This is a genomic window from Actinomycetospora atypica, assembly GCF_042653685.1.
GTDB lineage: Bacteria > Actinomycetota > Actinomycetes > Mycobacteriales > Pseudonocardiaceae > Actinomycetospora > Actinomycetospora atypica.
In genome coordinates, this window is sequence record NZ_JBHSIV010000019.1 from 12,200 (window position 1) to 32,049 (window position 19,850).

The window sequence follows — 19,850 nt, forward strand, 5'->3', positions numbered from 1 at the left end:
TCGGCGGACGGGTCTACAGGTCGGACGCGATCTCCTTCGCGGTGCCGACCAGCGACACGCGCTCGGCGGGGGTGCCCCCGAGCGGCGTGATGTTGAGGGTGGTGACGCCGGCCTCGGCGAAGGCCGCCATCCGCTCGGCCACGTAGGAGCGGGGGCCGATCAGCGAGATCGCCCGCAGCAGTTCCTCGGGGACCTCGGCGGCCGCCTCCTGCTTCTTGCCGTCGAGGTAGAGGTCCTGGATCTTGTCGGCCTCGTCGTCGTAGCCGTAGCGGTGGGCGACGTCGTTGTAGAAGTTCTTGCCCTTGGCGCCCATCCCGCCGACGTAGAGGGCGACCATGCCGCGCATCCCGTCGAGCATCTGGTTCGCCACGTCGTCGTCGTCGGTCACGTAGAACGAGGTCTGCAGGAACACCTGCAGCGGGTCGAGCGACGCGTCGCGCTTCGCCTTCCCGGCCTCGAGCGAGGGACCCCACACCTCGTGCGCCTTCTCCGGCACGAAGAAGATCGGCTGCCAGCCGTCGGCCTTCTCGGCGACGAGCGTGACGTTCTTCGGGCCGAGGGCCGCGACGAGGATCGGGATGTCGGCCCGGACCGGGTGGTTGATCAGCTTCAGCGGCTTGCCGAGGCCGGTGCCCTGCTCGGGCGGCAGCGGGATCGCGTAGTGCTTCCCGGCGTGCTCGACCTTCTCGCGCCGCCACACCTGCCGGCAGATGTCGATGATCTCGCGGGTGCGCCCGAGCGGGGCGTCGTAGGGCACCCCGTGGAAGCCCTCGATGACCTGCGGGCCGCTGGCCCCGATGCCGAGGGTGAACCGGCCGCCGGAGACGTAGTCGAGGCCGGCCGCGGTCATCGCCGTGAGCGTGGGGGTCCGCGTGTAGATCTGCAGGATCCCCGAGGCGATCTCCACCCGCTCGGTGCGGGCGGCGATGAACCCGAGCTGGCTCACCGCGTCGAAGCTGTAGGCCTCGGGGACGAAAACGATGTCGAGCCCGGCCTTCTCGTGCTCGGCCAGCTCGGCCATCGTCTCGTCGAAGCCGCCGGCGTAGTTGAGTCCCATCCCGATGCGCACGACCGTGGAGCCTGCCACGATCTCGGCCCCGTGAGCACCACCGGCCATCGCGTCCCCGTCACGGTCCGCGGCTACGAGACCGACGCCAACCGCCACCTCAACCACGCCGAGTACCACCGGTACGGCGAGCACGGCCGCGAGGAGACCCTGCGCGCGGCCGGGGTCGAGGTCGCGGCGCTGGCCGCTGCCGGGCTGGGCCCGGTGATCCTGGAGACCACCGTCCGGTTCCTCGCCGAGCTCGTGGTGGGCGACGAGGTGGAGATCGTCACGACGACGAGCTTCGGCGCCGGCAAGTCCTTCCGGATGGACGCCGAGCTCGTCCGGGTCCGCGACGGCGCGACCGCCGCGACCCTCACCGGGGTGATGGGCATCCTCGACCACGCCACCCGCCGGCTCGTCGCCGATCCGCGCGGCCGGCTCCGCGAGGTCTCGTCCGACCCCGCGCGGCTCGACGACGTCCTCTAGGTCGGCCAGTCCGCGGCGCGGATGCGGCGCCGCTCGAGGATCGTCCCGATCGTCGACCACTCGTCCCCGCCGAGGCGCGCCAGCGGCGCCAGCCGCCCGATATCGGGGTGCCCGTCGACGAGCGCCTCGGACGCGACCGCGGCGTGCACCACGCGCCCGAACACCATCGTCGAGTCGCCGAAGCACGTCATCGAGTGCAGGACGCACTCGAGGGCGACGGGCGAGCGCGCGACCCGCGGCGGGCGGACCTTCGTCGACGGCTCCCGCTCGAGGCCGACCTCGGCGAACTCGTCGCGGTCGTGGGCGAAGTCGGCGGCCGTGGCGTTGACCTCGTCGACGAGCGACTCCGGGGCCAGCGCGATCGTCATCTCCCCGGTGGCCTCGACGTTGCGCAGCGAGTCCTTCCGCCCGACCGAGGTGAACGCCACGATCGGCGGGTCGACGCACGCGACGGTGAAGAACGAGTGCGGGGCGAGGTTGTCGACCCCGTCCGGCGAGGTGGTGGCGACCCAGGCGATGGGGCGCGGCACCACCACCGAGGTCAGCAGCTTGTAGAAGGTCCGGGTGCCGAGCTCGGCGGGGTCGAAGTCGGTGCGCACGGCGGGGGGAGCCTCCTGGTCGGTCAGTTGCCGGTCGGCACCAGCGTGGTGGTCGGCGTCGTGGTGCGCGACCGCGAGCTGGTGGTGGGGGCCGCGCTCGTCGTCGCGTCGGGGGCGCTGGTGGTCGTCGTGGCCGCGGCGCCGGGCTCGTCGTCGTCCGGGTCGGGCTCGGTCGTCGTGGTGGTGGGCGCGGCGGTGCCGAACACCTCCCCGACGCTCGTCCCCGCGGGCCCGCCGGAGAGCGGGGAGCCCTTCACCCGCTCGATGCCGGTGACCACCACCATGGCGATCAGGAAGATGACGATCGCGGTGGCGACGAGCACGGCGATCCGCGCGCGGGGGAAGCTCGACCCCGCGGGGGCGCCGGCGGCGCCGAGGACGCGGGTCGGGGCCTCGTCGGGCGGCGGCGGGACCGTCGGACGCGGGCGCCGGGCGTCGATCCGGGTGCGCACGTGGTCGCGGGTGCGCTCGAGGGAGCGCTGGTAGAGGGCCTCGCCGACGGTGGTCACCATCGAGGCGACGGCCGCGCCCGCGACCGTGCCGGCCGCACCGCCGAGCAGACCGCCCGCGGCGGCGGTGGTGGTCGCGGCGAGGGCCTGGCCGGTGACGCGGACGGTCGAGAGTCCGCCGCCCCGGGCGGGCGGCGCGGGCGGGGAGGTGGGCACCGCGGCGTGGCGGACGGTGGGCGCGTCGAGCGCCGTGGTCGGGCCGGCCCGGTCGGGAGGAGCCGGAGCGGGGGGAGGTCGTTCGCGGGAGGGGTGACCCGGGGTGGGCACGTCGGCCCCGGGCCGACGGTCAGTCCCCCGACCGTCGATGACGCCCGCCCGACGCGCGGAGCATGACCGGCCGCGAGACGCGCTCGACGCCCGCGGTGGGGTCCTCGCCCCGGAACGACCGCCGCTCGGGACTCCGACCGACGCGGCCGAACGAACGCCTGACTTCGTCGTAGATCGGCGTCTGGGTCATGGCCGCAGACCCTACGACGGTCACACACCGCGATCCCGTGGGCCCTGACCACGCTCCCGGAGCGTTTGTGACGCCTGTGAGCAGGGGAAACGCGCTCGTCGGAGGGGTGACGCCGTCGCGATCCGCAGGAGCGCCGTGCCCACCGCCCGCGGAGTCCACGCCATCGGACGAAGCGATGTGACCGGAACGACACACTGCGTCACGAGGAGTGCCCGTGTACGGCAAACGCCCCGACATGACCGTGCATCAGGTGGAGCCGTACAACGCGGAGCCACCCCGGTCGGCGCTGGTCGGTCGGGCCATCACCCCCGTCGACGCGTTCTACTCCCGCAACCACGGGGCCGTGCCCGTCGGCGAACTGGCCACCTGGAGCCTCCGCGTGGAGGGCCTCGTCGGGAACCCCGGCTCCTGGAGCCTCGCCGACCTCCGGGAGCGCTTCGCCGAGCACACCGAGACCGCGACGCTGCAGTGCGCGGGCAACCGCCGCGAGGGCCTCGTCGCCGTCCGCGACATCCCCGGCGAGGCCCCGTGGGGCCCGACGGCCACGGCGACCGCCACGTGGACCGGCGTGCGGCTCGCCGACGTCCTCGCCGCCGCGGGGGTGTCCGCCGGCGCGACCCACGTCGAGTTCCTCGGGGCCGACCACTGCCCCGAGGCCGACCCGCCGCAGGAGTTCGGCGGCTCGGTACCACTGCGCAAGGCCACCATGCCGGAGGTGCTGCTCGCCTGGGCGATGAACGGCGAGCCGCTGCCCCCGGTCCACGGCGCCCCGCTGCGGGTCGTCGTCCCCGGCTACATCGGGGCGCGGAGCGTGAAGTGGGTCGACCGCGTGCGCGTGCTCGACGGGCCCTCCGCGAACTTCTTCCAGGCGTCGACCTACCGGCTGCTCCCGGCCGACGTCACGCCCACCGGCACCCCGGGCGAGGGCGTGGAGCTCGGTCTCGTCGCGGTGAACAGCGACGTCCTGCAGCCCGACGACGGCGCGACCGTCCCCGCCGGGCCCACGACGGTCCGGGGCTACGCGTTCGCGGGCGGCGACCGGACGGTGGCGCGGGTCGACGTCTCCACCGACGGCGGCACCACCTGGACCCAGGCCGAGCTCGAGGAGCAGGCGAGCACATGGTCCTGGCGGCACTGGTCGGCCACCGTCGAGGTCCCCACCGGCGAGGTCGAGGTGGTCGCGCGGGCCTGGGACTCGTCGGCGGCCCTGCAGCCCGAGCGCCCCGAGCACGTGTGGAACCCGAAGGGCTACGTCAACAACTCGTGGGCACGGGTGCACCTGACCGGGGCGTGACGTCGTCCGGGTCACGGGCCAGCGCCCGGGCCCGGAGCAGGACGTCGTCGAGCATCGCCGGGGTGAGGCGGCCGCTGCGGGTGTTCTGCGGGCTCGGGTGGTAGCAGCCGAGGAGCACCGGCCCGGCGTCCGTCCGGTGCTCGGCGCCGTGGCCGAACGCCGGTCGCGGCCGGAGCCCGGCCCAGTCGCACGCCGCCTCCCACGCCAGCCGGCCCAGGCACACGACCACCCGGAGCTCGCGCAGGGCCGCGACCTCCTCGGTGAGCCAGCCCAGGCAGGCGTCGCGCTCGGCGCGCGTCGGGCGGTGCTCGGGCGGCGGGCACCGCACGGCCGAGGCCATCCAGGCGCCGTGCAGGCGCAGCCCGTCGTCGCTGTGCTGCGAGGTGGCCTGGTTGGCCAGGCCGGTGCGGTGCAGGGCGGCGACGAGCGTGTCGGCCGACGGGTTGCCGGTGAACGCCCGGCCGACGCGGTTGCCGCCGTGCGGGGCGGTGGCGAGACCGAGGAGGTGGATCCGTGCCCGCGGGTCGCCGAAGCCGGGGACCGGGCGCGCCCAGTAGCCGCCGGTCGGGTCCACCGCGCGCCGGGCCGCCACGAGCCGCGGGCAGGCCGTGCACCCGACGATGCGGCCGGCCAGCTCGGTGAGGCGGAGCTCGTCCCCGTCCATGGCGCCACGGTAGGACCGCGTCGGATGTGGCACCGTCTGCCCCGTCGGCAGCGGGCGGGAGGAGCGCGGATGGCGGAGACCCCGGGAGGTGCGGCGCCCTCGGAGGAGGAGCGCACCGACGGTGCCCACGCCGAGCGCGAGCCCGACTACCGCTTCACCCTCGCCAACGAGCGGACCTTCCTCGCCTGGCTGCGCACGTCGCTCTCGCTGCTCGCCGCCGGGGTCGCGGTGGTCCAGCTGGTACCCGCCTTCCCGATCCCGGGCGCCCGCGCGGTGACCGGCGGCCTGCTCACGGCCCTCGCGGTGATCGCGGCCGGCTCCGGGGTGCTGCGCTGGCGCAGCGTCGAGACCGCGATCCGCCACGCCCGGCCGCTGCCGCCCCAGCGCATCCCGTGGGTGCTCGCCGCCGGTCTGGTGCTGCTCGCCCTCGTCTCGCTGGTGCTGGTCGTGCTGCGGGGCGCGACGTGACGAGCCCGTCCGACGCCGGGCTGCAGGCCGAACGCACCGGCCTCGCCTGGAGCCGGACCTCCCTCGGCGTCGCCGCGAACGCCGCGCTGCTCGCCGTCCGCGAGCTCTCGCACGCCCAGCTGACGCTCGCCCTGCTCCCCACCGGGCTGGCGGTCGTCATCGCGATCGCGACCGCCGTCTACGGGCGCCGCCGCACCCGCGCGCTGCGCCTCGCCCCGCTCCCCCACCCGGTGGCGGCCCGGGGACCGGTCCTGCTGCTGGGCTGGTCGGTGGTCGCCCTCGCGGTCCTCTCGGGCGTCGCCGTCATCCTGTAGCGGTCACCGCACGAAGGCGCTGTGCCCGGTGATCCGCTTCCCGACGATCAGCGTGTTCATCTCGCGGGTGCCCTCGTAGGAGTACAGCGCCTCGGCGTCGCCGAAGTACCGGGCGATCCCGTTGTCGATGATGATCCCGTTGCCGCCGACCACCTGGCGGCCGAGCGCGACCGTCTCGCGCATCCGGTCGGCGCAGAACTGCTTGGCGAGCGCCGAGTGCGCGTCCGAGCCGCCGCCGATGTCGATGAGCTGCGCGTTCTGCGCCGCCATCCCGATCGAGGCGGTGGTGTTGCCGAGCATCTGCACCAGCGCGTCCTGGACCATCTGGAACCCGGCGATCGGGCGACCGAACTGCTCGCGCTCCTTGGCGTAGGACAGGGCGAGCTCGTAGGCCGCCATCTGCACGCCGACGCAGGCCCAGGACGCGTTGCCGCGCGTGCGTCGCAGGACGCCGCCGGTGTCGGCGAAGGTGCCCTGCCCGCCGGAGAGGCGGCGGTCGTCGGGAACGCGGACGCCCTCGAGGCGGATGTCGGCGTTCTGCGTGATCCGCAGCCCGGTCTTGCCCTCGATCTTCGCCGTGGTCACCCCGGGGGTGTCGCGGTCGACGACGAACCCGCGGACGGCCTTGCCGTCCTCGGCGTCCCGCGCCCACACGACGATGATGTCGGCGAACGTGCCGTTGCCGATCCAGCGCTTCTCGCCGTCGATGACCCACTCGTCGCCGTCGCGGCGGGCGACCGTCTCCATCCCGCCCGCGACGTCGGACCCGCCGTGCGGCTCGGTCAGCCCGAAGGCGCCGATGATGTCCATGCGGGCCATGGCCGGCAGCCACCGCTCGCGCTGCTCCTCGGTGCCGGCGGCGTGGATCGAGCCCATGGTGAGGCCGGAGTGGATGCCGAAGAAGCTGTTGGTGGAGGCGTCGATCCGGGCGATCTCGGCGTGCAGGAAGCCCATGAGCAGCCGCCGGGCGGGCCCGTCGAGCCGCTTCGAGAGGCCGTAGGGCAGGCCCGCCAGCTCGAGGTCGGCGAAGCCGCGGACGAACTGCATCGGGAACTCGTCCGCCGCCCACGCCGCGTTCACCGCGGGCGCCACGTCGCTCGCGAGGTACCCCCGCAGGTCGTGCAGGATCGCCTGCTCCTGGTCGGTCAGCAGGGCGCCGTACTCGTAGAAGTCGGCGATGTGCCCGACGTCGGGGTCGAGCTCGAGGTGGGGGTGCGGGAGCTCGGCGAAGCGGGGCGCGACGTCGCTGCGGGACTCGGCGGGGGCGACCATGCACCCAGGGTGCGCCGAGCCCCGCCGCGACGCCATCCCGGGCCGCCCGGACGTCCCCGGCGTCACCCCCCGTCGAGGCGACCTCCGCAAAATGCTTGTACTATTCAAGTGAAATTCGGGTGGTCCGGGCTCCCGCGGGTGTCCCGGGAGCCTCCGGGCGGGAACAGTGCCCGGTGTCGCGGTCGGGAGCCTGTTCCGGCCGTGGGGAGGCCTGGTCGGGCCGCCCGGGGCGGTAGTGAGCAAGGAGTGCGACGGTGGACGGACAGCAGCCGATCACGATCTTCGGTCGGGTCTCACGCGGGGACGGCGGTCCGCTCCCCGGAGCGGCGCTGACCCTCTGCGACCTCGCGGGCGACCAGCTCGACCGCGCCGTGTCCGACGAGTCCGGCGAGTACCGCCTCACCCCGTCGACCGGTGGCACCTACCTGGTCATCTGCTCGTCGTCGACCCACCAGCCCAAGGCCTCGCTCGTCGCCGTGGCCGACGGCCCGCAGCGCCACGACGTCACGCTCGCCGGCGGCGGCGCGTCCCTCGACGGGACCGTCGGGACCGGGCACGAGGGCGGCGTCCGCGGCACCGCCGGCGTGGTGCTGACCCTCACCGACGTGCGGGGCACCGTCGTCGCGGTCGCCCGCTCGCAGGACGACGGGTCCTTCCGCTTCGCCGACCTCGACGAGGGCACGTACACGCTCACCGCGGCCGGCCCCGACACCACGCCCGTCGCCGAGACGGTCCAGATCCCCTCCGAGGGCCGGGTCACCCGCGACATCGCGCTGGTCACCCAGCTCCGCCTCACCGGCGTCGTGCGCTCCGCCTCCGGCGGCCGCCCCGTCGGCGAGGCCCTCGCGACCCTCGTCGGGGCCGACGGCAACGTCGTCGGCGCGGCCGTGACCGGCGAGGACGGCGCGTTCACCTTCGGCGAGGTCGCCCCCGGCACGTACACGATCACCGCGAGCGGCTACGCCCCCGTGGCCAGCGAGATCGAGGTCGGGGCCGGGACGCCCTCCGAGATCACGCTCACCCTCACCCCGCCGGCCCTCGGCCCGGCCGACGACGCCCCGGCCGACCACGGGTCGTTCTCCGACTTCGGCGCCGACGCCGTGCCCGCCGGGGCCTACGCCGCCGGGAGCAACGGGAACGGCACCAACGGGAACGGCAACGGGCTCGGCCACAACGGCCGGCACGCCTCGGCGGCCGACGGCTCGTTCGACACCACCTTCGACTCCGACGGCCGCCGATGACGGCCACACGCTCCGGGGTCCAGCGCGTCAGCGGCATCGCCGTCACCAGTGACGGCTGGCCCGTCCCGTTCGCGGTCGTCACCGTCATCGACGCGGCGGGCGTGCAGATCGGCGGCACCGGGGTGGGCGACGACGGGCGCTTCGTGCTCGACGACCTGCCCGCCGGGCCCTGCACCGTCATCACCTCGGCCGTCGGCCACACCCCGTCGGCCCGCCCCGTCGCGGGGCCCGGCTCCGGTGCCCTCGGGCGGGTGGTGCTCACCCGCACCGGCGCGCTCGAGCTCCCCGCCCCCGGCCGCTGGGACATCGACCCGGTGCACTCGCGCATCGCGGCCTCGGCGTTCCACCTCGGGATCACCAAGGTCCACGGGCGGCTGCGCAGCTTCACCGGGCACATCGACATGGGCACGTCGCTCGACACCACCACGGTGTCGGCCGCGATCGACTCCGGCAGCGTCGACACCGACGACGACCGCCGCGACGCCCACCTGCGCGCCCCCGACTTCCTCGACGTCCTGCGCTTCTCCGAGATCCGGTTCGACTCGACGCAGGTCGTCGGGCACGCGCCCGACCACTGGACGATGTACGGCGACCTCCTGCTCAAGGGCGTCAGCAACCGCGTCGCCCTCGACGTCGTCTACCACGGCGCGGGCCCCGACCTGTGGGGCGGCGAGCGCGCCGGGTTCTCCGCGACCACGCAGCTCTCCCGCGACGACTTCGACATTTCCTGGAACCAGTCGGTGATCGCGGGCATCTTCGCGATCGGGCGCACGCTGCGGGTGGAGATCGACATCGAGGCGGTCCGGGCCCCGGCCTGATCCGTGCTCCGTCGGTCGGGCCCCGGCCCCACCGTGTCGCCCTCAGGCGCCGATCGAGCTGCGGACGGTGCGGAGGAAGTGCGGTCGCCGCCGGAAGACGTCGAACCAGGAGAACCGGTAGATCGTCAGGTCGCGCAGCACGATCTGGTTCTGCCGGTCCCGGTCCTCGAACACGGCCATCTCCATCCCGTGCTCGGACCGCCCGTCGAACTCCAGCCCCGTGCGTTGCCGCCGGAACCCGAGGTCGACGTACGCGTCCCTCTGGTCGGCCCGGACGATCGGCATCTGGACCTCCGGCTCCTCCATGCCGTCGGCGACGATCGCCAGGCGACCTGCGGTCTCGAGCGGCGACCCGGACAACGGGCGAGCCGACGCGACGAGACGGCGCGCCCGGGCCACACCCGGCACCCCGCGGGCGCGACCGAGCGCCGCGTCGAGTTCCGCCCGGGCGACGAGCTTCCGCGCCAGCGCTCGTTCGACGGCCCACACGGCGCGGTACTCCTCCTCGGTCCGGCACAGGTCGACCACGGTGCGCGCGGTGCTCGTGAGTCGGAGCCCGTCGAGGTCGATCTGGTCCTCGGCGGCGATCGTCGTGGTGTGGAACCGCAGATCGGCGCGATGGGGACGCCGCTCCCCGCGCGGGATCGTGACCTCCTCCGGCCCACCGGACGGCACCTCGAGTCCGAGCACCCGAGCTGCCGTGCGGTGGCTCGCGACCGGATCGCAGCCGCGCACGGTGGCGCACGCCGCCCACGCCCGTTCCCACTCGTCGGGCTCGGCGCCCTCCTTGTAGACCCCGCGCTGGACTCGCTGGATCTTCCCGCGACGCAGGGCCTTGTCGATGAGGGTGACGTCCTCCACCAGGGCGAGGCGGCTGCGACGCAACAGCCCCGCGTCCCCGGGAGCGGGTTCGAACCACGGCATGACGACGAGGGTGTGGGCGTCGCGGCAGCGCACGGGAATCCGCGCCGGCCGCCTGGGGACAACCGCCCGGAGGACTGCCGGTGGGGACGGACGACTGCTCCGGACGGCGGTCGGCCGCCCTGTCGCGGGTTTCGCTCCCCGGCGCTCACCTTGTCGCAGTGACTCACAACGACAAGGCGACCCGAGAAGGACGGAATCCGCGACAGGGCCGTCGCGGGGGAACACGACTAGGACCCGGAGGTCCCGAGCACCACGTCGTGGGTCACCGCGACCCCGTCCACCGAGACCACCACGGCCCGGGGCCGCGGGGCGCGCCCGCCCATCCGGTGCGGGGTGCAGATCAGCACGAACTCGCCCGCCTCCGGCGGCTGGACGTCGAACCGGCCGTCGACCTCGGTGTGGGCGCGGTGGACCTGCCGCCCGGTCATGTCGACCAGGGTCACCGCCGCGGGGCTCGGCGTGCCGTGCGGGTCGATCACCCGCCCGACGAGGCGTCCGACGCCGGCCCGCACGCCCTCGTCGACGACCTCGGGCTCCGGCTCCGCGTCGGGGACCTCCTCGCGGGGGTCCGGGGCGAACTCCGGCTCCCCCGCCACCAGGCCACCGTGGTTCGCGCGGGTCACGATCGCCATGCAGACGATCGCGGCGGCCACGAGCAGCACGGGCACCGCGAAGGCGATGTCCGGCACCTCCGCCTGGATCACCGCGTTGCCGGCCGCCGCGACGACGATGACGCCGATCCGCAGCGGCGAGTTCCAGCGCCAGGTGAACGGCTTGTGCAGCTCCACGAGGCTCGACACCCAGTTGGTGACCGTCCCCGAGAGGAAGCTGGTCGGCGTGCCGGCCGGGCCGATGTAGCGCATCGCCGCGGCCTGGACGCCCATCGCGAGCCCCGACCCGACGACGAGCACGATCACCCGCACCGCGCCGATCGGCGAGGCGTCGTCGACTCCCCACCACACCACGCCGACCGCGATGAGGAGCGCGAGCTCGACGGTCAGGGCGATCCCCACCGCGTTGCGCCACGGCAGCCGCCGCATCGCCACCCCGCAGACGAGGGTCCCGACGACGAGGCCGCTGCAGTAGCCGCCGATCGCGCAGACGTTGTCGACCACCTGCGCCCACTCCTGCTGGCCGATGCCGAGGCCGAGCAGGACCAGGTTGCCGGTCATCGTCGAGGCGAACACCTGGTTGAACGCGAAGAAGGTGACGACGTCGATGGCCCCCGCTGCCGCCGTCAGGATCACGGTGACGGCGCCGAGCAGCCGTGGTCTCTGCTCTGGATGATCGAATCCGGTCACGCTCACCCACGGTCGCGGGCGTTCTTTGCCAACGCGTTACCTGCGACCGTGAGGAGCGTCATGCCGACCCGACGACGGGGCTCCTACCGGCGGTCGAGGACGAGGTCGAGGTCCACCGCGCCGCCGGTCACCGAGACCTGCGTGGCCCGCGGCGCGACCGTGGTGTCCCCGCCCTTCGGGGTGGCGATCACCAGGAAGTCGCCCGTCGACGGGGGCTCCAGCGCGAACCGGCCCTCGCCGTCGGCCTCGGTCCGGCCGGCCTGACGACCGGCGTGGTCGACGAGGGTCAGCACGGCTGGGGTCGGGGCGTCGTCGGGACCGAGCACGCGGCCCCGGAGCAGGCGTCCCGGAGCGCCGACGAGCGCGCCGTCGGCATCGTCGTACCCGGCGTGCGACGCCTCGGGCTCCGTGTACGCGTACTTGCCGCCGCGCAGCAGCGACGCGAGCGCCGCGACCACGCAGCAGAGGGCGGCGAACACGAGCGCGAAGGTGAGGCCGTCGGCGAACGGCCCGCTGATCAGCTGCGGGAAGAACGACCGGCCGGTGAGGAACTGCGCCTGCTCCGGGCCGACCCGGGCGAGCACGCCGGGCCCGAGGAGCGTCTCCATCGGGTTGTAGCCGAGCAGCGCGGCGAACAGCGTGGACACCGGGGGCAATTCGGAGATGCGTTGCGCGGCGTCGGCGGGCACGCCGTGGGCGACCAGGCCGTCGTGCAGGGCGGCCGGCAGCGACCGGGACAGCCCGAGGATCAGCATCGAGAAGAAGATGCCGATCGACAGGACCGTCGCGCCGTTCTGGAACGTCGAGGTCATGCCCGCGGCCGCCCCGCGCTGGCGCGGCGGGACCGAGTTCATGATCGCGGCGCGGTTCGGCGAGGAGAACAGGCCCATCGACAGGCCGTTGAGCGCGAGGATGATCGCGAAGCCGACGTACGAGAAATCGACGGGCAGGAACTTGAGCAGCAGGAAGCTCACCGCCGCGCCGAGCATGCCGACGGTGGCGTAGGCGCGGGCCCCGTGGCGGTCGGACAGGATCCCCGAGATCGGTCCGGCCACGAGGAAGCCGATGGTCAGCGGGACCATGTAGATGCCGGCCCAGAGCGGGGTCGACTCGTAGTCGTAGCCGTGCTGGGGCAGCCAGATGCCCTGCAGCCAGATGATGAGGATGAACTGCAGCCCGCCGCGACCGAGGGCGGCGAGCAGGCTCGCCACGTTGCCGGCGGTGAAGGCGCGGATGCGGAACAGCGACAGGTGGAACATCGGCTCGGCGACCCGGGTCTCGATCACCGCGAAGACGCCGAGCACGATCACGCCGCCGATCAGGCAGGTGAGCACCGTGGGCGACGTCCAGCCCATCACGTGACCGCCGTAGGGCTGGATGCCGTAGGTGATCCCGACGAGCACCGCGACCAGGCCGACCGCGAAGGTCACGTTGCCCCACCAGTCGATGCGCGCCTCGTGCCGCTCGCCGGTCTCGCGCAGCTTGTAGTAGGCCCAGACGGTGCCGAAGACGCCGATGGGCACGCTGACGACGAACACGAGGTGCCACGACACGGGCGCGAGGACGCCGCCGATGAGCAGGCCGAGGAACGACCCGGCGATCGCGGCGATCGAGTTGATGCCCAGGGCCAGGCCGCGCTGGTGGGTGGGGAAGGCGTCGGTGAGGATCGCGGTGGAGTTCGCGAGCAGCAGCGCGCCGCCGACGCCCTGCAGGACGCGCATGACGATCAGCCAGACCGCCCCGGCGTCCCCGTGCATCCAGGTCACGGCAAGCAGCACCGAGAAGACGGTGAACACGGCGAAGCCGAGGTTGTACATCCTCGTGCGCCCGTACATGTCCCCGATGCGCCCGAAGCTCACGACGAGCACCGCGGTGACCACGAGGTAGCCCATGATCAGCCAGAGCAGGTAGCTGACGTTCGACGGTGCGAGCGGGTCGATGTCGATGCCGCGGAAGATGTCGGGCAGCGCGATCAGCAGGATCGACATGTTGATCGTCACGATCAGCACGCCGAGGGTGGTGTTCGACAGCGCCACCCACTTGTAGCGGTCGGTCGACATGCTGGCCCCCCTTGTCGTTAGCTAGGCAAACGACAAGGTACTCCCTGTGGCGGCGGGTGGACCGTCAGGAGCCCGCGGGGACCAGCACGGGGAGCACCCGCTGGGCGAGGTCGACGAGCAACGAGCGCTGGGCCTCACCCGAGAGGTCCCCGCCCCGGGTGAGCGTGAGGCTGACCGTCACCCGGCGGTAGGCGACCACGAGGATCGGGCCGTCGGGATCGGCGAAGAAGGTGCCGGCGGCCGCCCCGATGGGGGTGTCGACCGGCGCCACGCCCTCCCCCTGGAGCACCCGGTTGTTCAGCGCGACCTGGGCGAGCGCGGCCTCGGGCGTGGTGTAGCCGCTGGCGAGCACCTTGAGGACCTGCGAGCCCGCCGGCGCGGCCCCGGCCCCGCCGACCGAGGAGTACGTGCAGGTCAGCCGCTCGAGGCGCCCGACCGACGGCGCCGGGACGTCGCGCAGCGCCCGGACGTCGACGGTGCCCAGCGGCAGGCCGAGCAGGTTCGGCAGGTCGTCCTTCGAAAGGACCTGGTTGCAGTCGGTGGGGATCAGCGTCGAGCGGGGCGGCGGCGCGCTCGACGCGGCGGCGGCACCCGGGCCCGGGAACGTCGGGATCGGCGGCGTCGCGAGCGTGCCCTCGGACGAGCACCCGCCCACCAGGGCCAGCAGCAGCGCCGCGACCGCAACTCGTCGTCCCCGCACCCTCGTCCTCTCGACCACGTCGCTCGTGATCGCCCACGGTAGCGGGCCCTCCCGACGGCACGGCCCGTACCGGCGGCGTTTGTGACGATCAGTGTCAGCATGGCCGCAGTGCTGACACCCGGGCTACTCCTCGGGGAGCTCCGCCAGCACCTTCTGCGCCACGCCGAACGCCCGGTTGGCGGCCGGGACCCCGGCGTACACCCCGACCTGCAGCAGCACCTCGCGGATCTCCTCGCGGGTCAGGCCGTTGCGCACGGCGGCGCGGACGTGCAGCGCGAGCTCGCCGTCGTGGTGCAGCGCGGCGAGGACCGAGAGCGTGACGATGCTGCGCTGGCGCCGGTCGAGCCCGGGCCGGTTCCAGATGCCGTCCCACGCGTACTGCGTGATGAACGCCTGGAAGTCCTGGGTCGTGGCGTCGGTGTTGGCGATCGACCGGTCGACGTGCTCGTCGCCGAGCACCTCCCGGCGGGTCGCGAGGCCGGCCGGGTCGAGTTCTGCGCTCATGCGGGGTCCTCCGAGGGGGAACGGGCGGCCAGGAAGGCGTCGACGAGGGCCGCCGACTCCCCCACGTGCGCCGCCGGGTCGAGCGCGGCGTCGATCTCCGCGCGGGTGACGTCGGTGCCGTGCAGCGCCTCGGCGAGCACGTCGGCGAACGCCCGGCCGGAGTCGCGCGACGTCGACGCGGCCACCGTGACCAGGCCCTTCGGGTCGTCGACGCGGCCCCGGAGGGCGGTCGCGACGTTCTCGGCGAGCAGCAGGCCGCCGGTGACCTCGAGCGAGGCGGCGACGGCCGCGGGGTCGAGGGCGAGGTGGGTGAGCGCGTCGGCGAGCCACGCGGCACCCGACCCGACGGTGCCCAGCAGCTCCCGCAGCGGGCGCCACTCGGCGTGCCACGGGCCGGCGGCGCGCTCGTACTCGTGCCCGGAGGCGGCATTCAGCACGGCCGCGACCAGACCCGGCACGGCGACGGCCGCGGCCCGGGCGGAGATCGCGCCGACCGGGTTCCGCTTGTGGGGCAGCGTCGAGGACCCGCCACGGCCGGGGACGTCCTCGCGCACCTCGCCGACCTCGGTCTGGGCGAGGAGCACCAGGTCGGTGGAGACCGAGCCGACCGCAGCGCCGGCGCGCCCGAGCACCCCGGCGAGCTCTGCGACGCGGCCGCGCTCGGTGTGCCAGGCGAGCACCGGCTCGTCGAGCCCCAGGCGGCGGGCGAAGGCGGCCCGCACCGCGAGGCCGTGCCCCGCGAAGGCGGCCAGCGTGCCCACGGCCCCGCCGAGCTGGGCCGCCGGTCGCCAGGAGCGCAGCGCGACGACGGCCGCGTCGAGCCCGCTCGCCCAGCCCGCGGCGCGCAGCCCGACGGTGACGGGCGCGGCCTGCTGGAGCAGCGTCCGGCCGGCCGCGGGGGTGTCGCGGTGGACCCTGGCGAGGACGGCGGCCGCGTCGGCGGCTGTGCCCAGGTCGGCGGCGATCACGTCGAGCGCCCGCCGGGCCACGAGCACGGACGCGGTGTCCATGACGTCCTGGCTGGTGGCGCCCCGGTGCACCGCCGCGGCGGCCTCGTCGGAGACCTCGGTCCGGACGACGGCCCGCAACTCGGTGACCAGCGGGACCACCGGGTTGCCGGCGGCGGCCGCGTCGGCGGCGATCTCCCCGACGTCGAACCGGTCGGCCGAACACGCGTCCGCGATGCCCGCGGCGAGGGCGGGCTCGAGGGTGCCCGCGTCGGCGGCGGCGAGCGCGAGCGCCGCCTCGACCTCGAGCAGCGCCCGCAGCCAGGCCGGGTCGCCGACGGCGTCCCGCACCCCGCCGCGGGCGAGGATCTCGTCGAAGAGGCCGGGAGTCACGGGCGCATCATGCCGCGCCCGTGCCGTGTCCCCGACCTCAGGATCAGGCGAACTCCTTGACGATGGTCGCGCAGAACGCGTCGAGGTCGTTCGGGTTGCGGCTGGTGATGAGGCCCTGGTCGACGACGACCTCCTCGTCGACGACGGTGCCGCCGGCGTTGCGGATGTCGGTGCGCAGGCTCGGGAACGACGTGAGGCGCTTGCCCTTGACGAGGTCGGCCTCGACGAGGGTCCACGGGGCGTGGCAGATCGCCGCGATCGGCTTGCCCGCGCCCGCGATGGCCTGCACGAACGAGATCACGTCGGCGTTCTGGCGCAGGGTGTCGGGGTTGCAGGTGCCGCCGGGCAGGATCACGGCGTCGAAGTCGTCGGCCGAGACCGAGCCGATGGCCTGGTCGACCGTGAAGGTGTCGGCGGGGGTGATGTCGCCGTTCATCGCCTGGATGTCGCCGGTGTCGACCGAGATCAGCGTGGTGGTGGCACCGGCGTCCTCGGCGGCCTGCCGGGGCTGGGTCAGTTCGACCTGCTCGACGCCGCTGGCGGCGAGGATCGCGATGCGCTTGCCGGAGAGTTCGTTGGCCATGGCATCGGGTTCCCGACCCCGTCGCCGGGCGAAACGGTGCTCATCCCCGCAGCCGGGGCGGCGGTCCCGCCTCGAGCTCGCCGCCCGCCTCGGCCGCGTCGGCCCGGGTCCGCGCCCAGGTCGCCACGCCCTCGGCGTCGACGCCGTGCCGGCCCGCCACCGACGTGCCGTCGACCAGGTTGTCCGCGCCGCGGCGCAGCAGCGACACCGCGCCGCGGCGGTTGCCCCGCTGGGCGTGGGTCAGGCCCACCGCGAGCTGCGCGAGGCCCTGCCACAAGGCGCGCTCGTCGCCGGGACCCGACTTCCACGCGCCCTCGAGGACCTCGTGGGCGTGGAAGGGGAAGCCGCCGTCGAGCAGGCGCTGGGCCTCGCGGAGCGACTCGTCGGGGGGCAGGACGACGTCCTCGTCGACCCGCTCCACGCCGGCCTCGCCGGGCGGCAGCGGTCGGCCCGCCGCGTCCCGGGGCCGGGCGCTGCGCGCCCGGCCCTCGTCGTCACGGTCCCGTTCGCGGGGGGAGGTCACGCCCCCACGGTGTCACGTCCGGCGCGAGGCGTCCGCCGGCTCGTCCGTCGTGCCGGTGGTGCCGGCCTCCGTCGCGGTGGCCTCGTCGCGCCCGGTCTCGTCGGAGTCCGACCCGTCGGTGTCAGCGGAGTCGCCGGACTTCGGCAGGTTGCCGCGCGTGGCGTAGAGGCTCGTGATCGTGACGACGGTGAGCGTCACCAGGATGACGACCAGCGAGAGCCAGGTCGGGATCTCGGGGATCGCCGGGTTGATGTCCTCGTGCAGGAAGTGCAGCACGAGCTTCACACCGATGAAGGCCAGGATGAACGACAGCCCGTAGGAGAGGTGCACGAGGCGGTCGAGGAGGCCGACGAGCAGGAAGTACAGAGCCCGCAGGCCGAGCAGGGCGAAGGCGTTGGCCGTGAAGACGATGTAGGCGTTCTGCGTGATCCCGAAGATCGCCGGGATCGAGTCGAGCGCGAAGACGAGGTCGACCGACAGGATCACCATCACGGTGATGAAGAGCGGCGTGACACCGAGCTTCCCCCCGACGCGCCGCCACAACTGCCCGTCGTGCTTGTCGCCCGCCTGCGTGTCCTCCTCGTGCACCGTGACGAGCTTGCGCGTCGCCCGCACCGCCAGGTTGTCGCTCATGTCCTTCGGCTCTTCGCCGTGCGACCGGAGCAGCCCGTAGGCCGTGTAGAGCAGGAACAGGCCGAAGATGACGAACACCCAGCTGAAGGCGTTGATCACCGCGGCACCGATGAGGATGAAGATCGCCCGCATCACGAGCGCCCCGATGACGCCCCAGAGCAGGACCTTCTGCTGGTTGCGCTTCGGCACGGCGAACTGGGCGAGGATCACCGCGAAGATGAACAGGTTGTCGACCGAGAGGCTCTTCTCGACCAGCCAGCCCGAGATGTACTCGATGCCCGACTGGGAGCCCATGAAGATCCACACGCCGGCGCCGAAGGCGAGAGCCACCGCGATGTAGATCACCGACCAGAGGGTGGCCTCACGGAAGCTGACCTCGTGGGGCGACCGGGCGTGCCAGATGTCGATGCCCACCAGGACGACGATGCCGCCGACCGTCGCCGCCCAGACCCACAACGGGACCGTCACGCTTCCTCCTCGTACCGCTCCGACAACTCCCCGACCAACGGGAGAGGAGCTCTTGAAGTTCCCTTTACCCGGTGAGGCCCGCCACGCCACCCGTCCCGGGGAACTCTGACCCCTCCGGCCCCGCCCTGCCTCCCACGCACCCCCACACGGGTCACGCTGCTGAGCCGTACGACAGCGGAGGAGGGGTCCGATCACGAGGTCCACGCCGGTGGTGCTGAGCGCCGCGGTGCTCGCTGCGCTGCTCGTCACACCGACCGCCCTGGCCGCGCCACCCCCGCCGCCGCCCGGTCCCGGCCCCACCGGCCGCGTCCTCGACGCCCTGGGAGCCCCGCGGGCCGACGACGTGCCCGGCACCGGGTACCGCGAGTTCACGACGACGGCCGCGACCGGCCGGGTGCGCGGGCACCTGATCCGGGTCGACCTCGCGAACCGGAGCGTGGCGATCGCCCTGCTGCGTCCCGCGTCGGTGGCGGCGACCGGCACCGTGCCCGACCTGGCGGCGCGCCGGAACGCGATCGGGGCCGTCAACGGCAACTTCTTCGACGAGGGCCGCACCGGCGCGTCGGTGGGCGTGGAGCTGGAGTCGGGGGCGCTGCTGAAGTCGGCGGTGCCGCTCGGGCGTCGCCCCGCCCCGCCCGGACCGCCCGGGTCGAGCCCGGACACGGTCGTCGGGATCGACCGGGCGGGCGTCGGGCACATCGGCCGGGTGCTGTTCTCGGGGTCGGTCCGCGCGGCCGGCCGCGACCTGCCCCTGGCCGGGCTGAACCTCTACGCCGTGCCGGTCGGCGGCATCGCGGTCTTCACCCCCGGCTGGGGCGCCCGCACCCGGGCCCGCACGGTGTGCGGCTCGGACACCGACGCGGCGGCCCCCTGCAGCCGGGACGCCGTCGAGGTGCGGGTGAAGGCCGGGAAGGCGGTGGCCGTGGGCGCGGTGGGGACCACCGCCGTGCCCGCCGGGGAGGTCGCCCTCGTCGCCCGCGACGCCGCGGCGGTGACGATGCGCGCGCTGCGCCCCGGCGACCCGGTCGACGCCCGCTGGACCGCGACCGCCCCCGACACCCCGCCGCTGCGGGTCGCCCTCGGGGCGCTCCCGCTCGTGCGCGGCGGCGCCCCCTGGCCGGGCCTGCAGACCTCCGAGCGGGCGCCGCGGACGGCGGTCGGGCTCTCCGCCGACGGCCGCACGCTGTTCCTGGTCGCGGTCGACGGCCGGCAGGAGGCGAGCGTCGGCGCCACGCTCGCGGAGCTCGGGCAGCTGGTGGTGGAGCTCGGCATCCCGCAGGCGGTCGCGCTCGACGGGGGCGGGTCGACGCAGATGGTGCGCCGCCCGGCCGGGGGACGCCTCGTCGTCGTGAACGCCCCGTCGCAGACGCCGCTGCGCCCGGTCGCCGACGGACTGGCCGTGGTGCCGGCGGGCTGACGAGGAATTCGACCCGGGCGGGAACACACGGCCCGGGGTCGTGGTTGGATCGGGTGTCCGAGCCGGGCGCCATGTGCCCCCGGGTCTCATTAATAAGTGCCGCCAGGGACGATCGTTCGGCTGAAGCCCTGGTGTGCCACGCGCCGCGAGGCGGCTCATAGCCCGGCTCGGACACCCTCATCACGAGAACGGCCCCGCACTCCGGTGGAGTGCGGGGCCGTCGTCGT

General features: G+C 74.2%; 21 protein-coding genes. 7 read left to right on the forward strand and 14 right to left on the reverse strand.

Annotation, left to right across the window (positions count from 1 at the left end):
* Nucleotides 1–13: 13 nt before the first annotated feature.
* Entirely contained in the window at nucleotides 14–1,069 is a 1,056-nt protein-coding gene (locus ACFPBZ_RS17490) for an LLM class F420-dependent oxidoreductase (protein ID WP_378037449.1), read from the reverse strand.
* 30 nt (nucleotides 1,070–1,099) lie between these two features.
* On the opposite strand from ACFPBZ_RS17490, the gene ACFPBZ_RS17495 reads away from it, so the two are divergent.
* A complete protein-coding gene (locus tag ACFPBZ_RS17495; protein ID WP_378037368.1) occupies nucleotides 1,100–1,534 on the forward strand; it encodes an acyl-CoA thioesterase in 435 nt (144 codons plus the stop codon).
* Here ACFPBZ_RS17495 and ACFPBZ_RS17500 read toward each other — a convergent pair.
* Nucleotides 1,531–2,133 (reverse strand): flavin reductase family protein, encoded by a 603-nt coding sequence (locus ACFPBZ_RS17500; RefSeq protein WP_378037369.1) that lies wholly within the window; start codon nucleotides 2,131–2,133, stop codon nucleotides 1,531–1,533. The genes ACFPBZ_RS17495 and ACFPBZ_RS17500 overlap by 4 nt on opposite strands.
* 23 nt (nucleotides 2,134–2,156) lie before the next feature.
* Nucleotides 2,157–2,909, reverse strand: coding sequence for a hypothetical protein (locus tag ACFPBZ_RS17505; protein WP_378037370.1), 753 nt, complete (start codon nucleotides 2,907–2,909; stop codon nucleotides 2,157–2,159).
* A gap of 404 nt (nucleotides 2,910–3,313) precedes the next feature.
* Here ACFPBZ_RS17505 and ACFPBZ_RS17510 point away from each other — a divergent pair, with 404 nt between their 5' ends.
* A complete protein-coding gene (locus ACFPBZ_RS17510) occupies nucleotides 3,314–4,393 on the forward strand; it encodes a sulfite oxidase (protein WP_378037371.1) in 1,080 nt (359 codons plus the stop codon).
* On the opposite strand, the gene ACFPBZ_RS17515 is transcribed toward ACFPBZ_RS17510, so the two are convergent.
* The gene (locus ACFPBZ_RS17515; protein ID WP_378037372.1) at nucleotides 4,353–5,057 is read right to left on the reverse strand and encodes a uracil-DNA glycosylase; all 705 of its coding nucleotides are present in this window, start codon (nucleotides 5,055–5,057) and stop codon (nucleotides 4,353–4,355) included. The genes ACFPBZ_RS17510 and ACFPBZ_RS17515 overlap by 41 nt on opposite strands.
* Nucleotides 5,058–5,126: 69 nt before the next feature.
* Between ACFPBZ_RS17515 and ACFPBZ_RS17520 the strand changes: the two genes are divergently transcribed.
* Both ACFPBZ_RS17520 and ACFPBZ_RS17525 read left to right on the forward strand, forming a co-directional pair.
* Nucleotides 5,127–5,525 carry a YidH family protein gene (locus tag ACFPBZ_RS17520; protein WP_378037373.1) on the forward strand — a complete coding sequence of 133 codons (399 nt, stop codon included), beginning with the start codon at nucleotides 5,127–5,129 and terminating at the stop codon, nucleotides 5,523–5,525.
* On the forward strand, nucleotides 5,522–5,839 hold the full coding sequence (locus ACFPBZ_RS17525) for a DUF202 domain-containing protein (RefSeq protein ID WP_378037374.1): 318 nt from the start codon (nucleotides 5,522–5,524) through the stop codon (nucleotides 5,837–5,839). The genes ACFPBZ_RS17520 and ACFPBZ_RS17525 overlap by 4 nt, the downstream gene beginning before the upstream one ends.
* Before the next feature lie 3 nt (nucleotides 5,840–5,842).
* Here the strand turns inward: ACFPBZ_RS17525 and ACFPBZ_RS17530 are convergent, their stop codons facing one another.
* Nucleotides 5,843–7,111 (reverse strand): acyl-CoA dehydrogenase family protein, encoded by a 1,269-nt coding sequence (locus ACFPBZ_RS17530; RefSeq protein WP_378037375.1) that lies wholly within the window; start codon nucleotides 7,109–7,111, stop codon nucleotides 5,843–5,845.
* Nucleotides 7,112–7,365: 254 nt separating this feature from the next.
* Between ACFPBZ_RS17530 and ACFPBZ_RS17535 the strand changes: the two genes are divergently transcribed.
* Both ACFPBZ_RS17535 and ACFPBZ_RS17540 read left to right on the forward strand, forming a co-directional pair.
* Nucleotides 7,366–8,352 (forward strand): MSCRAMM family protein, encoded by a 987-nt coding sequence (locus ACFPBZ_RS17535; RefSeq protein ID WP_378037376.1) that lies wholly within the window; start codon nucleotides 7,366–7,368, stop codon nucleotides 8,350–8,352.
* Nucleotides 8,349–9,170 (forward strand): YceI family protein, encoded by an 822-nt coding sequence (locus ACFPBZ_RS17540; protein ID WP_378037377.1) that lies wholly within the window; start codon nucleotides 8,349–8,351, stop codon nucleotides 9,168–9,170. The genes ACFPBZ_RS17535 and ACFPBZ_RS17540 overlap by 4 nt, the downstream gene beginning before the upstream one ends.
* Before the next feature lie 42 nt (nucleotides 9,171–9,212).
* On the opposite strand, the gene ACFPBZ_RS17545 is transcribed toward ACFPBZ_RS17540, so the two are convergent.
* From ACFPBZ_RS17545 to ACFPBZ_RS17585, 9 genes are all read right to left on the reverse strand, one after another.
* On the reverse strand, nucleotides 9,213–10,094 hold the full coding sequence (locus ACFPBZ_RS17545; RefSeq protein WP_378037378.1) for a hypothetical protein: 882 nt from the start codon (nucleotides 10,092–10,094) through the stop codon (nucleotides 9,213–9,215).
* Nucleotides 10,095–10,321: 227 nt separating this feature from the next.
* A complete protein-coding gene (locus ACFPBZ_RS17550; RefSeq protein WP_378037379.1) occupies nucleotides 10,322–11,395 on the reverse strand; it encodes a YoaK family protein in 1,074 nt (357 codons plus the stop codon).
* A gap of 83 nt (nucleotides 11,396–11,478) precedes the next feature.
* Nucleotides 11,479–13,455, reverse strand: coding sequence for an MFS transporter (locus tag ACFPBZ_RS17555; RefSeq protein WP_378037380.1), 1,977 nt, complete (start codon nucleotides 13,453–13,455; stop codon nucleotides 11,479–11,481).
* Nucleotides 13,456–13,519: 64 nt separating this feature from the next.
* Nucleotides 13,520–14,155: a hypothetical protein gene (locus ACFPBZ_RS17560; RefSeq protein ID WP_378037381.1), complete on the reverse strand. Its 636-nt coding sequence runs from the start codon at nucleotides 14,153–14,155 to the stop codon at nucleotides 13,520–13,522.
* Between the two features lie 123 nt (nucleotides 14,156–14,278).
* Nucleotides 14,279–14,659, reverse strand: coding sequence for a 4-carboxymuconolactone decarboxylase (pcaC, locus tag ACFPBZ_RS17565; protein WP_378037382.1), 381 nt, complete (start codon nucleotides 14,657–14,659; stop codon nucleotides 14,279–14,281).
* The gene (locus ACFPBZ_RS17570) at nucleotides 14,656–15,999 is read right to left on the reverse strand and encodes a lyase family protein (protein WP_378037383.1); all 1,344 of its coding nucleotides are present in this window, start codon (nucleotides 15,997–15,999) and stop codon (nucleotides 14,656–14,658) included. Before ACFPBZ_RS17570 ends, pcaC begins: the two co-directional genes overlap by 4 nt.
* A gap of 43 nt (nucleotides 16,000–16,042) precedes the next feature.
* Nucleotides 16,043–16,582 carry a type 1 glutamine amidotransferase domain-containing protein gene (locus tag ACFPBZ_RS17575; RefSeq protein ID WP_378037384.1) on the reverse strand — a complete coding sequence of 180 codons (540 nt, stop codon included), beginning with the start codon at nucleotides 16,580–16,582 and terminating at the stop codon, nucleotides 16,043–16,045.
* A 40-nt stretch (nucleotides 16,583–16,622) separates the two neighbouring features.
* The gene (locus tag ACFPBZ_RS17580) at nucleotides 16,623–17,105 is read right to left on the reverse strand and encodes a DUF309 domain-containing protein (protein ID WP_378037385.1); all 483 of its coding nucleotides are present in this window, start codon (nucleotides 17,103–17,105) and stop codon (nucleotides 16,623–16,625) included.
* Nucleotides 17,106–17,117: 12 nt separating this feature from the next.
* Nucleotides 17,118–18,206 carry a TerC family protein gene (locus ACFPBZ_RS17585; RefSeq protein ID WP_378037386.1) on the reverse strand — a complete coding sequence of 363 codons (1,089 nt, stop codon included), beginning with the start codon at nucleotides 18,204–18,206 and terminating at the stop codon, nucleotides 17,118–17,120.
* A 208-nt stretch (nucleotides 18,207–18,414) separates the two neighbouring features.
* Here ACFPBZ_RS17585 and ACFPBZ_RS17590 point away from each other — a divergent pair, with 208 nt between their 5' ends.
* Nucleotides 18,415–19,623, forward strand: coding sequence for a phosphodiester glycosidase family protein (locus ACFPBZ_RS17590; RefSeq protein ID WP_378037387.1), 1,209 nt, complete (start codon nucleotides 18,415–18,417; stop codon nucleotides 19,621–19,623).
* The last annotated feature ends 227 nt before the right edge of the window (nucleotides 19,624–19,850 follow it).

Excerpts from the sequence above, each read along its gene's own strand:
- ACFPBZ_RS17555 (WP_378037380.1), bottom strand. The coding sequence starts at position 13,455 with ATGTCGACCGACCGCTACAAGTGGGTGGCGCTGTCGAACACCACCCTC.
- ACFPBZ_RS17540 (WP_378037377.1), top strand. The coding sequence starts at position 8,349 with ATGACGGCCACACGCTCCGGGGTCCAGCGCGTCAGCGGCATCGCCGTC.
- ACFPBZ_RS17575 (WP_378037384.1), bottom strand. The coding sequence starts at position 16,582 with ATGGCCAACGAACTCTCCGGCAAGCGCATCGCGATCCTCGCCGCCAGC.
- ACFPBZ_RS17515 (WP_378037372.1), bottom strand. The coding sequence starts at position 5,057 with ATGGACGGGGACGAGCTCCGCCTCACCGAGCTGGCCGGCCGCATCGTC.
- ACFPBZ_RS17530 (WP_378037375.1), bottom strand. The coding sequence starts at position 7,111 with ATGGTCGCCCCCGCCGAGTCCCGCAGCGACGTCGCGCCCCGCTTCGCC.
- ACFPBZ_RS17545 (WP_378037378.1), bottom strand. The coding sequence starts at position 10,094 with ATGCCGTGGTTCGAACCCGCTCCCGGGGACGCGGGGCTGTTGCGTCGC.
- ACFPBZ_RS17520 (WP_378037373.1), top strand. The coding sequence starts at position 5,127 with ATGGCGGAGACCCCGGGAGGTGCGGCGCCCTCGGAGGAGGAGCGCACC.
- pcaC (WP_378037382.1), bottom strand. The coding sequence starts at position 14,659 with ATGAGCGCAGAACTCGACCCGGCCGGCCTCGCGACCCGCCGGGAGGTG.